General features: G+C 72.5%; 12 protein-coding genes. 6 read left to right on the forward strand and 6 right to left on the reverse strand.

Features of this window, described 5'->3' with window-relative positions:
• The 3 genes from ABZ490_RS15715 to ABZ490_RS15725 form a co-directional block, all read left to right on the forward strand.
• A partial coding sequence (locus tag ABZ490_RS15715) for a phosphoadenosine phosphosulfate reductase family protein (protein ID WP_358989575.1) occupies positions 1 to 368 on the forward strand: 368 nt, incomplete at its 5' end.
• A gap of 2 nt (positions 369 to 370) precedes the next feature.
• Positions 371 to 1,582: a GTP-binding protein gene (locus ABZ490_RS15720; RefSeq protein WP_358989577.1), complete on the forward strand. Its 1,212-nt coding sequence runs from the start codon at positions 371 to 373 to the stop codon at positions 1,580 to 1,582.
• 195 nt (positions 1,583 to 1,777) lie between these two features.
• Positions 1,778 to 2,266, forward strand: a complete 489-nt coding sequence (locus ABZ490_RS15725) for an ATP-binding protein (protein WP_358989579.1) — start codon at positions 1,778 to 1,780, stop codon at positions 2,264 to 2,266.
• Between the two features lie 6 nt (positions 2,267 to 2,272).
• Here ABZ490_RS15725 and argF read toward each other — a convergent pair whose 3' ends face one another.
• Both argF and ABZ490_RS15735 read right to left on the reverse strand, forming a co-directional pair.
• A complete protein-coding gene (gene argF, locus ABZ490_RS15730; protein ID WP_358989581.1) occupies positions 2,273 to 3,280 on the reverse strand; it encodes an ornithine carbamoyltransferase in 1,008 nt (335 codons plus the stop codon).
• A 115-nt stretch (positions 3,281 to 3,395) separates the two neighbouring features.
• A complete protein-coding gene (locus ABZ490_RS15735; protein ID WP_358989583.1) occupies positions 3,396 to 4,619 on the reverse strand; it encodes an arginine deiminase in 1,224 nt (407 codons plus the stop codon).
• 139 nt (positions 4,620 to 4,758) lie between these two features.
• On the opposite strand from ABZ490_RS15735, the gene ABZ490_RS15740 reads away from it, so the two are divergent.
• From ABZ490_RS15740 to ABZ490_RS15750, 3 genes are all read left to right on the forward strand, one after another.
• A complete protein-coding gene (locus tag ABZ490_RS15740) occupies positions 4,759 to 5,922 on the forward strand; it encodes an SPFH domain-containing protein (protein WP_358989585.1) in 1,164 nt (387 codons plus the stop codon).
• Complete coding sequence (locus ABZ490_RS15745; protein ID WP_358989587.1) at positions 5,919 to 6,818, forward strand: hypothetical protein; 900 nt, start codon at positions 5,919 to 5,921, stop codon at positions 6,816 to 6,818. Before ABZ490_RS15740 ends, ABZ490_RS15745 begins: the two co-directional genes overlap by 4 nt.
• A 109-nt stretch (positions 6,819 to 6,927) precedes the next feature.
• A complete protein-coding gene (locus tag ABZ490_RS15750; protein ID WP_358989589.1) occupies positions 6,928 to 8,037 on the forward strand; it encodes a hypothetical protein in 1,110 nt (369 codons plus the stop codon).
• 19 nt (positions 8,038 to 8,056) lie between these two features.
• Here ABZ490_RS15750 and ABZ490_RS15755 read toward each other — a convergent pair whose 3' ends face one another.
• From ABZ490_RS15755 to ABZ490_RS15770, 4 genes are all read right to left on the reverse strand, one after another.
• Positions 8,057 to 10,606, reverse strand: a complete 2,550-nt coding sequence (locus tag ABZ490_RS15755) for a polynucleotide kinase-phosphatase (RefSeq protein WP_358989591.1) — start codon at positions 10,604 to 10,606, stop codon at positions 8,057 to 8,059.
• A complete protein-coding gene (locus tag ABZ490_RS15760; RefSeq protein WP_358989593.1) occupies positions 10,603 to 12,072 on the reverse strand; it encodes a 3' terminal RNA ribose 2'-O-methyltransferase Hen1 in 1,470 nt (489 codons plus the stop codon). Before ABZ490_RS15760 ends, ABZ490_RS15755 begins: the two co-directional genes overlap by 4 nt.
• A 104-nt stretch (positions 12,073 to 12,176) precedes the next feature.
• A complete protein-coding gene (locus ABZ490_RS15765) occupies positions 12,177 to 13,142 on the reverse strand; it encodes a DUF4232 domain-containing protein (protein WP_358989595.1) in 966 nt (321 codons plus the stop codon).
• 103 nt (positions 13,143 to 13,245) lie between these two features.
• Complete coding sequence (locus ABZ490_RS15770) at positions 13,246 to 14,169, reverse strand: LLM class F420-dependent oxidoreductase (protein WP_358989597.1); 924 nt, start codon at positions 14,167 to 14,169, stop codon at positions 13,246 to 13,248.
• Positions 14,170 to 14,221: the final 52 nt, after the last annotated feature.

Here is a 14,221-nt window from a genome sequence, read left to right on the forward strand (position 1 = left end):
TCCGCGTCTTCCCCCTGTCCAACTGGACCGAGCTGGACGTCTGGCAGTACATCGCCCGCGAGGACATCGAACTGCCCGACATCTACTTCGCGCACTACCGCGAGGTGTTCGGGCGGGGCGGGATGTGGCTCACGGCGGGTGAGTGGGGCGGGCCCCGGCCGGGTGAGACCGTCGAGAAGCGGCAGGTCCGCTACCGCACGGTCGGCGACATGTCCTGCACCGGCGCGGTGGACTCCGACGCCGACACCATCGAGAAGGTGATCTCCGAGATCGCCGCCTCCCGGCTCACCGAGCGCGGCGCCACCCGCGCCGACGACAAACTCTCCGAGGCCGCCATGGAGGACCGTAAGCGCGAGGGGTACTTCTAGAGATGACCGGCATGACAGTAGACACCCTCCGGTTCGCCACCGCCGGGTCCGTCGACGACGGCAAGTCCACCCTGGTCGGCCGGCTGCTGCACGACTCCAAGTCGGTCCTCGCCGACCAGCTGGAGGCCGTGGAGACCGCCTCCCGCAACCGCGGCAAGGACGCGCCCGATCTGGCCCTCCTCACGGACGGGCTGCGGGCCGAGCGCGAGCAGGGCATCACCATCGACGTGGCCTACCGCTACTTCGCCACGACGAAGCGCCGGTTCATCCTCGCCGACACCCCGGGCCATGTGCAGTACACCCGCAACATGGTCACCGGCGCCTCCACGGCCGAGCTGGCGATCATCCTGATCGACGCCCGCAACGGCATCGTGGAGCAGACCCGCCGGCACGCGGCGGTGGCCGGGCTGCTGCGCGTCCCGCAGGTCGTCCTGGCCGTCAACAAGATGGACCTCGTCGGCTACCGGCAGGACGTCTTCGAGCGGATCGTCGAGGAATTCGCCGCCGACGCCGCCGAGTTCGGGCTGCCCGGCTTCACCCCGATCCCGGTCTCGGCGCTGGCCGGCGACAACGTGGTGGAGCGGTCGGCGCACATGGCGTGGTACACCGGTCCGGCCCTGCTGGAGTTCCTGGAGAGCGTGCCCGTCGGCACCGATCCGGCCGACGCGCCCGCCCGCTTCCCGGTGCAGTACGTCCTGCGGCACGGCGAGGTCCGCCACTACGCGGGCCAGTTGGTGTCGGGCTCGCTGCGGGTGGGCGACCGGGTGACCGTGCATCCGTCCGGCGAGAGCACCGAGGTCGCCGCCATCGACGTCCTGGGCGAGGACGTGCCGGTGGCGTACGCGCCGCAGTCGGTCGGGGTGCGGCTGGCGGACCAGCGGGACGTCTCGCGCGGGGACATGATCACGGCGGGCGGCGCCGCGCCGACGCTCACCCAGGACGTGCGGGCGGCCGTGTGCCATCTGGCCGACCGTCCGCTGCGGGTCGGCGACCGGGTGCTGCTCAAGCACACCACCAGGACCGTCAAGGCGCTGGTGAAGGAGCTCGGCGGGGCCTCCGCGCTGGCCGTGAACGACCTGGGCCGGATCACCCTGCGCACCGCCGAGCCGCTCGCGCTGGACGACTACGCCGTCTCGCGGCGCACCGGGGCGTTCATCCTGATCGACCCGGCCGACGGGGCGACGCTCACGGCCGGGATGGTGGACCTCGGCTGAGACCGGCACATCAAGGTAAGTATTCTTGCCGCCCTCCCCCTCCGGGAGGGCGGTTTTTCCTGTACGGCCCCCGACAGTGTCACCGCTCGTCAATAACGCGGTAACAACGGGAGCAGGCAGGCGAGATGGAGCGTTGGGCGGGGTAAGCAACCCGTTAGCCGTACCATTCCTGAAAGTTGAAGGCAGGACCACCTGATGTCGATCACGGGACCCTGCGCCAAGAACGGACTCGCCTTGCAAGATCGCCCCTCCGACTCGGCCGCCTCCTGGCGGATCGCACTGCCGCACTCCGCCGCGGCCGTGCCGGTGGCCCGTGCACTGGTCCGTACGGCGCTGGCGGAGCTGGAGCACGGGGCGGACAGCGACACCGCGGAGCTTCTGACGGCCGAACTGGTGGCGAACGCCGTGGAGCACACGGCCGCCGGGGACGCCCCGATAGAGCTGGTGGTGGAGCTGCGGCCGAGCGGCTGCCAGGTCGAGGTGCACGACCCCGACCCGATGCCGCCGGGCGATCTCACCCGCCCCTCCGGCGCGGAACCCGACCCCTGGCTGGAGCACGGGCGGGGGCTGCTGCTGATCCGCGCCCTCAGTTCGTCCTGCGGGCACCGCCCCACCGACAAGGGCAAGGCGGTGTGGTTCCGCCTGGCCGTGGTACCTCCGCAGTGGCGGCCGCGGCCCGAGTGAGCCGGGTCAGACGAGGGTGGCGACCAGGACGGCCTTGATGGTGTGCAGGCGGTTCTCCGCCTCGTCGAAGACGACCGAGTGGGCCGACTCGAAGACCTCGTCGGTGACCTCCAGCGAGTCCAGGCCGTGGGTCTCGAAGATCTCGCGGCCCACCTTGGTGCCGAGGTCGTGGAAGGCCGGCAGGCAGTGCAGGAACCGGACGTCCGGGTTGCCGGTGGCGCGCAGGACGTCCATGGTCACCGCGTACGGGCCGAGGGCGGCGATCCGCTCGTCCCAGACCGCCTTGGGCTCGCCCATGGACACCCAGACGTCGGTGGCGACGAAGTCGGCGCCGCGCACGCCCTCGGCGACGGACTCGGTGAGCGTGATCCGGGCGCCGCCGGCCTCGGCCAGCTCACGGGCCCGGTCCACGATCTCCTGGGCGGGCCAGTAGGTCTTCGGCGCGACGATCCGGACGTCCATGCCGAGCAGGGCCCCGGTGACCAGGTAGGAGTTGCCCATGTTGAAGCGGGCGTCGCCGAGATAGGCGAAGGCGATCTCCGGCAGGGGCTTGGCGGTGTGCTCGGTCATCGTCAGGACGTCGGCGAGCATCTGGGTGGGGTGCCAGTCGTCGGTGAGTCCGTTGTAGACGGGCACACCGGCGTACGCGGCGAGTTCCTCGACCTTCTGCTGGCTGTCGCCGCGGTACTCGATGCCGTCGTACATGCGGCCCAGCACGCGCGCGGTGTCCCGGACCGACTCCTTGTGGCCGATCTGCGAGCCGGAGGGGTCGAGGTAGGTGGTGGCGGCGCCCTGGTCCGCGGCGGCGACCTCGAACGCGCAGCGGGTGCGGGTCGAGGTCTTCTCGAAGATCAGCGCGATGTTCTTCCCGCGCAGGTGCTGGACCTCGGTCCCGGCCTTCTTGGCGGCCTTCAGCTCGGCGGCCAGCTCGATCAGACCGCGGAACTCCTCCGGGGTGAAGTCCAGCTCCTTGAGGAAGTGGCGGCCGGCGAGGGCGGTCGGGACAGTCGCCATGGGGGCGCTCCAGAGGTACGAGAACGGGACTTTGGAAGTCTATACGACGATTAGCATTTCTATACAGGCCGCATTTCCATACAGGCCCCGTCGGCTCCCGTACCCCCCTTGTTCGCTACACGGCCCCCCGTTCGACGGGGCAGCTCATACAGCGCGGCCCGCCCCGGCCGCGGCCCAGCTCGCTGCCCGGGATCTCGATCACCTCGATGCCCTGTTTGCGCAGATGGGTGTTGGTGGTGGCGTTGCGCTCGTAGGCGACGACGACACCCGGTTCGACGGCGAGGACGTTGCAGCCGTCGTCCCACTGCTCCCGCTCGGCCGCGTGCACGTCCTGGGTGGCGGTGAGCACCCGGATCTCGTTGAGGCCGAGGGCGGCGGCGATCGCCCGGTGCATGTGCTCGGGCGGATGGTCGGTGACCTTCAGCTCCTTCTCGCCGACGCCCGGCTCGATGGTGTAGGAGCGGAGCATGCCGAGACCGGCGTACTGGGTGAAGGTGTCGCCATCGACCATCGTCATCACGGTGTCGAGGTGCATGAAGGCGCGCCGCTTCGGCATGTCCAGGGCCACGATGGTCTGTGCCGAGCCGGCCGCGAACAGCTTGTGCGCGAGCATCTCCACGGCCTGCGGGGTGGTCCGCTCGCTCATGCCGATGAGGACGGCGCCGTTGCCGATGACGAGGACGTCGCCGCCCTCGATGGTCGACGGGTAGTCGGCCTGCCCCTCGGACCAGACGTGGAAGTCCTCCCCGCGGAACAGCGGGTGGTGGCGGTAGATCGCCTCGAAGTGCACGGTCTCCCGCTGCCGGGCGGGCCAGCGCATGGCGTTGACGGCGACGCCGTCGTAGATCCAGGCGGAGGTGTCGCGGGTGAAGAGATGGTTGGGCAGCGGGGCGAGGAGGAAGTCGTCGAGGTCCATGACGTGGAAGCGCACGGAGGTCGGCTCGGGGTTGGCCTCCAGGAACTCCCGTTTGGTCATGCCGCCGACGAGACCCTCGGCGAGGTCGGGCGCCGAGAGGCTCGCGAAGGCGGCGCGGAGGTGGTCGGTGGCGAGCACCCCGTACTCCTTCTCGTCGAAGACGCGGTCCAGGACGAGCGCGCGGGCCGCCGGGATCTCCAGGGCCTCGACGAGCAGGTCACCGAAGAGATGGACCTCGACGCCCCGGTCGCGCAGGACGTCGGCGAACCCGTCGTGCTCGGCGCGCGCCCGGCGCACCCAGAGCACGTCGTCGAAGAGCAGTGCGTCCTTGTTGCTGGGGGTGAGCCTTTTGAGCTCGAGATCCGGCCGGTGCAGGATGACGCGGCGCAGCCGCCCGACCTCGGAGTCGACATGGAATCCCATGCCTCCATCCTGACCATCGGCGCCCGCCTTCACCCGCTCTTGTGTCGTTTCGCAACCGCTTGTTTTCGTCCTCTTGACGACAAGTGATCCTTCCGATTATCGTCTCAGTGACGACAATCAAGGCGAGGGGGGACCTCTCATGGCCGACATCACCCGCCGGCTCGGCTGGCGCCATCTGCGCGGCGCACCGACGGCACACATCCGCCACCACCGCGCGGGCACCCTGGCGCACGACGGCCCGGGACTCAGCTTCTGGTTCCGCGCGCTCACCGCGGCGCTCTCCGAGGTACCGGTCGACGACCGCGAGCTGGCCATGACCTTCCACGCCCGCACGGCCGACTTCCAGGACGTCACCGTGCAGGCGACGGTGACGTACCGGATCAGCGACCCGGCCGTGGCCGCCGCCCGCCTCGACTTCTCCATCGACCCGGACACCGGCGTCTGGCGCGGCGCGCCCCTGGAGCAGCTCGGCACCCTGCTCACCGAGACGGCCCAGCAGCACGCCCTGGACGTCCTCGCCCGGACGTCCCTGTCGGCGGCGCTGGTCGACGGCGTGACAGCGGTACGGGAACGGGTCGCGGCGGGACTGGCGGCGGAACCGCGGCTGCCCGCGACCGGCATCGAGGTGGTCGCCGTACGGGTGATGGCACTGCGCCCCGAGCCGGAGGTGGAGCGCGCGCTGCGCACCCCGGCCCGTGAGCAGATCCAGCAGGAGGCCGACCGGGCGACGTACGAACGGCGGGCGGTGGCGGTCGAGCGGGAGCGGACCATCGCCGAGAACGAACTGGCCAGCAGGATCGAACTCGCCCGGCGCGAGGAGCAGTTGGTCGAGCAGCGGGGCACCAACGCCCGCCGCGAGGCGGAGGAGACCGCGGCGGCCGACCAGGTGCGGGCGGAGTCCGAGGCGACCCGCACGGTCCGTCTCGCGGAGGCGGAGGCCGCCCGCTCGGTGAAGCTCGCCGAGGCCGAGGCCGCCAAGCAGGTCCATCTCGCGGACGCCGAGGCGCGGCGCACCGAGCGGCTGACCGAGGCGGAGTCGGCCCGCACGGTGAAGCTCGCGGAGGCCGAGGCGGTCCGTGCGGTACGGCTCGCCCGGGCGGAGGCCGAGGCGGCCCGCGAGGTCGGCGAGGCCCGTGCGCAGGCGCAGGCGGCCTGGCTGCGGGTCCACGCGGACGTCGACGTCACGACCCTCAACGCGCTGACCGGCACCCGGCTCGCGGAGAACCTGCCGCACATCGACAGCGTCACGATCTCGCCGGACGTGCTGACCGGGCTGCTCGCCAAGCTGGGAGCGCGGGAGTGAGCCTCGCCCCGCGGGCCGTGCTGGTCCACCGCACCACGGAGTACGAGGAACTGGTGGCCCGGCACGGCACCCACGGCCAGGCCGCCTTCTTCCTCTCCTCGCGGGGCCGGGACGTCGAGGAGATCGCCGAACGGCACCGCCGCACCCGGCGCGCGCTGGCGGAGGTGACCTCGGCGATCCCCCTGACCTGGCGCCAGAGCCAGGTGGAACGGGCGGACCTGGACCGCTTCCTGTTCGCGCCCGAGGACGTGGTGATCGTGGTGGGCCAGGACGGGCTGGTGGCGAACGTCGCCAAGTACCTCGCCGGGCAGCCCGTGGTCGGCATCGACACCGACCCCGGCCGCAACCCGGGCGTCCTGGTCCGCCACCGCCCCGCCGACGCCGCCGCCCTGCTGCCCTCGGCGCTCGCCTCCGCGACCGGGGTGTCCGAACTGACCATGGTCGAGGCGGTCGCCGACGACACCCAGCGGCTGCTGGCCCTCAACGAGATCTACCTGGGCGCCGCCGGGCACCAGACCGCCCGCTACCGCCTGGGCCTCGACGACGACGGGGGTGTCGTCGAGGCCCAGGCCTCCTCCGGCGTGCTGGTCGGCACCGGCACCGGCGCCACCGGCTGGATCCGCTCGGTCTGGCAGGAGCGCGGCGGGGGACCCCGGCTGCCCGCGCCGACGGAGGAACGGCTGGTGTGGTGCGTACGGGAGGCGTGGCCGTCACCGGCGACGGGGACCTCGTACGTGGCGGGCGAACTGACCGGCGGGAACCGGCTGACGCTCACCGTCGAATCCGAGCGGATCGTGGCGTTCGGGGACGGCATCGAGAGCGACGCGGTGGAGCTGACCTGGGGGCAGACGGTGCGGGTGGGGGTGTGCGGGGAGCGGCTGCGGCTGGTGGGGTGAGGGGCGCGGCCCTGGGCCGATAGGGCGAAATACCCGGCTGCTGCGGCGGGTCGCCCGACCGGGCGTGGCACATCTCTGGTACACGCCCCCCTCCTGACAGGAGCCTGCCTTGCCCCCCATACGTACGGCCCCGCGCAGATGGCGCGCCCGCTGCGCCATCACCGGGGTCCTCGCTGCCGTCGCCCTGCTGTGCGGAACGCTGCCCGTCGGCGCCCGCACCGGGCTGAACTGGATCACGCTGCCCTCCCTGCCCAAGGCCAGGGCCGACCTGGGCGCGGCCGCCGCGCCCTGCCCTCGGGGGCAGAGCGGGAGCTGTCTCTACGCGGTCGGCGGTTGGAACAGCGGCCTGTTGGCCACGGTCCAGGCGTACAACCAGCGCACCAACGCCTGGTCCACGCTGCCGGACCTGCCCACGCCGCGCTACGGCCTCGCGGCGGCTGCCGCGCCCTGCCCCGACGGACAGGCCGGAACCTGTGTGTACGCCCTCGGAGGGTTCGCCGCGAGCGGCCGCGTCGCGACCGTCCAGTCCTACAACCCGTCGACCGGCGGCTGGACCACGGTCACGTCACTGGGCACGGCGCGCGCCTACCCCGGAGCCGCGGCCGCGCCCTGCCCCGCCGGGCAGACCGGAACCTGCCTCTACGCGGTGGGCGGTGACAACGGCGGCTCAAACATCCTGGCGAGCGTGGAGGCGTTCAATCCCGTCACCAGGACCTGGACCACCCTCACCCCACTGCACACGGCGCGGCAGGCCCTCGGCGCCGCGGCCGCCGCCTGCCCGGCGGGGCAGACGGGGACCTGCGTCTACGCGGTGGGCGGACTCGACTCCGCCGGTCATGTCACGGGCGCGGTGGAGTCCTACAACCCGGTGACCAGGTCCTGGACCACCCTGGCAGCGCTGCCGGTGCCCCTGGCGACCCCGGTGGTGGCGGCCACGACCTGCCCGCCCGGCCAGCAGGGAACCTGCGTCTACGCGGCGACCGGTATCGGTACCGGTGTCGGCGGCCCGCAGGCCGACGCCCAGTCGTACAACCCGCTGTCCCGCGTCTGGACCACCCTGCCGTCGGCGCCGACCGCCCGCCAGGAAGCGGCGGGCGCGGCCCTCCCCTGCCCCCCGGGCACGACCGGCAACTGTGTCTTCGTCGTCGGCGGCTTCGGGACCAGCGGCGTCCTCGACACCGTGCAGGCCCTCGACCCGCCGGTGACCGGCGGGCGCTGACCCCACCGTCCCGCTGACCTCACAGTCTCGGGTCCACCGGCTCCGACTCCAGGGCCAGCACCCCGAACACCGCCTCGTGGACGCGCCACAGCGGCTCGCCCTCCGCGAGGCGGTCCAGGGCCTCCAGGCCGAGGACGTACTCGCGGATCGCCAGCGAACGCTTGTGGTTCAGGAAGCGTCCGCGCAGCCGGGCGAGGTGGTCGGGGCGGGTGTACTCCGGGCCGTAGATGATCCGCAGGTACTCCCGGCCCCGGCACTTGATGCCGGGCTGGACCAGGCGGCCCTCACCGCTGCGGACGAGGGCGCCGAGCGGCTTGACGACCATGCCCTCGCCGCCCCGGCCGGTCATCTCCAGCCACCAGTCGACCCCGGCCGCCACCGACGCGGGGTCGGCCGTGTCGACGTACAGCCGGCGGGTGGTCTGCAGCAGTCCGGTGGCGTCGTGCTCCACCAGCCGGTCCAGCAGGGCCAGTTGCTCGTCGTGCGGCAGGCCCGCGAGGCTGCGGCCCTGGACGGCGAGCAGCTGGAACGGGGCCAGGCGGACGCCGTCCAGGCCGTCCGTCGTCCAGCAGTAGCGCCGGTACGCCTCCGTGAACGCGGCCGCGTCCGAGGCGCGTTCGCGCTGCCGGGCCAGCAGGTCCGTGACGTCGACGCCCCGGGCCGCGGCGCCCTCCAGGGCGGCCAGCGCACCCGGGAAGACGGCCCCGGAGGCGGCGCCGACCGCCGCGTACTGGGACCGCAGCAGGCCCGACGCCTTCAGCGACCACGGCATCAGCTCGGCGTCCAGCAGCAGCCAGTCGGTCTCCAGTTCCGCCCAGAGGCCCGCCGCGTCCACCGCCGCCCGCAGCCGCCCGAGGATCTCCTCGGTCACCGACACGTCGTCGAAGAACGGCCGGCCGGTGCGGGTGTAGAGCGACCCGGTGGGCCCTTCGACACCGAAGCGGCGGCGCGCGGCCTCCGCGTCGCGGCACACCAGGGCGACCGCCCGCGAGCCCATGTGCTTCTCCTCGCACACGACCCGCTCCACGCCGTCCGCGGCGTACTGCGCGAACGCCTCCGCCGGGTGCTCCAGATAGCCCTCCACCTGGCTGGTGGCGGTCGGGGCCATGGTCGGGGGCAGGTACGGCAGCAGCCGCGGGTCGACCGCGAACCGGCTCATGACCTCCAGGGCCGCGGCCGCGTTCTCCTCCCGGATCGAGACGCGCGTCTGCCCGTCGTAGCGGGTCTCGACGATCCGCCGGCCGTGGACGTCCGCCAGGTCGAGCGGCCGCCCGTCGTGCCCGCCGGGCGCCTCCGACCGCAACGGCTTCACCGGCTCGTACCAGACCTGCTCCGCCGGTACGTCGACCAGCTCGCGCTCCGGCCAGCGCAGCGCGCTGAGCTTGCCGCCGAAGACGGCACCGGTGTCCAGGCAGATGGTGTTGTTCAGCCAGGTCGCCTCCGGGACGGGTGTGTGGCCGTAGACGACCGCCGCCCGGCCCCGGTAGTCCTCCGCCCACGGGTAGCGCACCGGCAGCCCGAACTCGTCGGTCTCGCCGGTGGTCTCGCCGTACAGCGCGTGCGAGCGGACCCGGCCGGAGGTGCGGCCGTGGTACTTCTCCGGCAGACCGGCGTGGCAGACCACCAGCCGGCCGCCGTCGAGGACGTAGTGGCTGACGAGTCCGTCGATGAACTCCCGTACCTCGGCGCGGAACTCCTCGCTCTCGTCCGCCATCTGCTCGATGGTCTCGGCCAGTCCGTGGGTGTGCTGGACCTTGCGGCCCTTGAGGTGGCGGCCGTACTTGTTCTCGTGGTTGCCCGGCACACACAGGGCGTTGCCCGACTTCACCATGGACATCACGCGGCGCAGCACGCCCGGGCTGTCCGGGCCGCGGTCGACGAGGTCGCCGACGAAGACGGCCGTACGGCCCTCGGAGTGCACGCCGTCGGCGTAGCCCAGCTTGCCGAGCAGCGACTCCAGTTCGGCGGCGCAGCCGTGGATGTCGCCGACGATGTCGAACGGACCGGTGAGGTGGGTCAGGTCGTTGAAGCGCTTCTCGGTGACGACGGTGGCGTTCTCCACGTCCGCCACGCCCCGCAGGACGTGCACCTTGCGGAAGCCCTCGCGCTCCAGGTGGCGCAGGGAGCGGCGGAGTTCGCGGGTGTGGCGCTGGATGACGCGGCGCGGCATGTCGGCGCGGTCGGTGCGGCCCGCGTTGCGCTCGGCGCACACCTCCTCGGGCACGTCGAGCACGATGGCGATGGGCAGCACGTCGTACTGCTTGGCCAGCTCGATCAGCTGCCGGCGGGCGTCCTGCTGGACGCTGGTGGCGTCGACGACCGTGCGGCGGCCGGCGGCGAGCCGCTTGCCCGCGATGTAGTGCAGGACGTCGAAGGCGTCCCGGGTGGCGCTCTGGTCGTTCTCGTCGTCGGAGACCAGGCCCCGGCAGAAGTCGGAGGAGATGACCTCGGTGGGCTTGAAGTGGCGTCGTGCGAAGGTGGACTTGCCGGAGCCGGAGGCGCCGATCAGCACGACGAGGGAGAGGTCCGTGACGGGGAGCACCCGGCCCTTGTTCGCTGTCTCGGTCATGCCGCCTTCGCCTCCTTCTCGTGCGGGGTGCCGGCCGTGAACACGGCCATCTGGGTGGGCGGGCCCACCTCGGGGTCGTCCGGTCCGACGGGGACGAACTCCACGGTGTAGCCGTGCCGTTCGGCGACGGCGGCCGCCCAGGCGCGGAACTCCTCGCGGGTCCACTCGAAGCGGTGGTCGCCGTGCCGTACGTGTCCGGCCGGGAGGGACTCCCAGCGGACGTTGTACTCGACATTGGGGGTGGTGACGAGGACCGTGCGGGGGCGGGCCGCGCCGAACACCGTGTACTCCAGGGCGGGCAGCCTCGGCAGGTCGAGGTGCTCGATCACCTCGCTGAGCACGGCCGCGTCGTAGCCCTTGAGCCGGGTGTCGGTGTACGCGAGCGAGCCCTGCACCAGCCGGACGCGGGACGCCTGCCGCTCGCCCATCCGGTCCAGCTTCAGCCGGCGGGCGGCGATGGTGAGGGCGCGCATCGACACGTCCACGCCGACGATCTCGGTGAACTTCGGGTCCTTCAGCAGCGCCTGCACCAACTGGCCCTGGCCGCAGCCGAGGTCGAGCACCCGGGCGGCACCGGCGGCGCGCAGCGCCCCGATGATCGCGTCGCGGCGCTGCACGGCCAGCGGGGTCGGCTTCTCCTCGGTCTCGGCCTCCGCCTCGACGGCGTTGTCGATGTCCTCGACCGCGCTGTCGTCGGTCTCGGCGAGCCGCACCAGCTCCAGCCGCTCCATCGCCTGCCGGGTCAGCGACCAGCGGCGGGACAGATAGCGGCTGGTGATCAGCCGCTGCTCGGGGTGCTCGGACAGCCAGCCCTCACCGGCGCGCAGCAGCTTGTCGACCTCGTCGGGGGAGACCCAGTAGTGCTTGGCGTCGTCGAGGACCGGCAGCAGCACATACAGATGGCGCAGGGCCTCGGCGAGGGTCAGGGTCTGCGACTCCAGGACGAGCCGTACGTACCGCGAGTCGCCCCACTCCGGGAACGCGGAGTCCAGGACCACCGGGTCGGCGGTCACCGTCCAGCCGAGCGGCTCGAACAGCGCCCGGACGAGACCGGGGCCGCCACGTGCGGGCAGCACGGGCACCTCGATGCGCAACGGCCGGGCGTGCGCCGGGAGTTCGGGCTTCGCGGCGCACACGGCCCGCATGGCGCTGGAGAAGACGCCGCTCAACGCGACGGCCAGCAGCGAGGAGGCGGCGTACGGGCGGTCGTTGACGTACTGGGCGAGCGCCGCGTCGGGGGCGCCGCCGCGGCCCTTGCCCTTGCCGCGCCGGACCAGCGCCACGGCATCCACCTCCAGCAGCAGCGCCGCCGTGCAGCGATCGGCGTCGGCCTCGGGGTAGAGGACGTGCGCCGTGCCGTAGGACGTGGAGAACGCCTGTGACTTCCCGGGATGCTTGTGCAGCAGGTAGCCCAGGTCGGTGGCGGGGCGGTCGGGGGTGCCGGTGGTGGTGATCGTCAGGAACACGGTGGGTGCCTCGAAAGGTCGGGAAGGAGCGAAAGCGCTGGTCGTGCGCTTGTGCGCAGCACCAACGTACAGAGGTGCGGGCCGGGGGGCGTACGAATTTCCGGTCAGCGCTCCGCCCGCTGCCAGGCGCCGACGCCCAGCCTGCCGGTGGTACCGAGGTCGAGGCCGGGGGTGATCGTGACCGGGGCGGCGCCGGGCCGCGCGTGGATCCGGACGTAGGGGGCGTTCACCGGGTCCCGGCCGGCCTCGGTGGTGTTGCGCCAGACCAGGCCGGAGACGGCGCTCTCACCGGGTGCCAGGGTGAGGGCACGGGGCGGGTCGTCGAGGCCGGTGCCGGTGGTGACGGAGGCGCCGCCGTGCAGGATCCGCACGCCCTCGACGGGCTCGCGGTCCTCGTCGAGGAGGGTCAGCCGCGGGTAGCCGTCGAGGATGTAGTCCTTCGTGCCGCAGTTCTGCAGGCGCAGTCCGACGACGCGCAGGCCCATCGCGGCGTCGCCGTCGTCGGCGGTGACCCGGATCCCGGAGGCCGGGCAGACGCCCTCCTCCGTCGGGGCCTCGGCCGCGGGGACCTTGCGGACCTCGGCGACCCTCACGGTGGTCACGGGCGAGGCGCCCGGCACGAGGACGCCCAGCTCGACTGTCCCGCGTACGGTCCGGCCCGCGCCCACGTCCCGCACGGTCACCCACTGGTTGCTCATGACCTCGCCCGCGCTCGTCGTGAAGTCGAACAGCACGGTGTACGTCAGCGCCTCGGTGCCGTCGTTGGTGACCTCGTAGGCGGCGGAGATCCCGGAGTCGTCGGCCAGGCGGTCGGCGTGGACGATCCAGTCGGACGCGCTGGGCGTCGGAGTGGGGGTGGCGGGGAGGGTCACGGCGGTGATGCGGACGCCGTCCACCGGAGGGTCGGTGACCGGGGTACGGGGCGCCCGGGAGGCCGCACCCACGCCGTCGGCACCGGTGTCGTCGCCCGGCCGTTCCGCTCCGCACGCCGTGGCGAGCAGGAGCACGGCGGCGACGGCCGGGAGGAGACGGACGGGGTGGGGTCGGCGGGGCGGACGGGGTGGGCGCATCCGGTCACCCCATCAGGAGCGGCCCTGCGGGCCTGTGGCGGAAGCCATAGTTCCCGTCACAGGCCTGTCACAGATCACCGGATGCGCCGGCCCGCCCGCCGGACTACGCCAGCTGGGACTGCACCTCGGCGGAGATCAGCTCCAGGTGGTCGAGGTCGTGCAGGTCGAGGATCTGGAGGTAGAAGCGGCGCGAGCCGGTCTCGGCATAGCGGCCGATCTTGTCGACGACCTCGGCCGGGGTACCGGCCAGGCCGTTGGTCTTCAGCTCGTCGACCTCGCGGCCGATCGCGGCGGCCCGGCGGGCGACCTCCTGGTCGTCCTTGCCGACACAGACGACGAGGGCGTTGGAGTACGTCATGCTGTCGACGTCGCGGCCGATCTCCTCGACGGCGGCCCGCACCCGGCCGAACTGGCGCGCGCTGTCCTCGATCGAGGAGAACGGCATGTTGAACTCGTCGGCGAACCGGGCCGCGAGGCGGGGCGTACGGGTCGCTCCGTGGCCGCCGATCAGCACGGGGATCTTCGGCTGCGCGGGCTTGGGCAGGGCGGGCGACTCCGTGAGGTCGTAGTGCTCGCCGTGGAAGTCGAAGGTCTTGCCGGACTCGGTGGCCCACAGACCGGTGACGATCTCCAGCTGCTCCTCCAGGCGGCCGAACCTGGCCTTCGGGAAGGCGATGCCGTACGCCTGGTGCTCCTCCTCGAACCAGCCCGCGCCGAGGCCGAGTTCGACGCGGCCGCCGGACATCTGGTCCACCTGCGCGACCTGGATGGCGAGGACACCGGGCAGCCGGAACGTGGCGGCGGTCATGAGCGTGCCGAGGCGTATGCGGCGGGTCTCGCGGGCGAGGCCGGCCAGGGTGATCCAGGCGTCCGTGGGGCCGGGGAGACCGTCGACGTCACCCATCTTCAGATAGTGGTCGGAGCGGAAGAACGCGTCGAAGCCCAGGTCCTCGGTGGCCTTCGCCACGGTGAGGAGGGTGTCGTAGGTGGCGCCCTGCTGGGGCTCGGTGAAGATACGAAGATCCATGCCTCCCATCCTGCACCGCGGGCTCCCCGTCCACCCCGGGGGTCCCCGGAGG

The sequence above is a fragment of the Streptomyces sp. NPDC005811 genome (assembly GCF_040630405.1).
GTDB lineage: Bacteria > Actinomycetota > Actinomycetes > Streptomycetales > Streptomycetaceae > Streptomyces.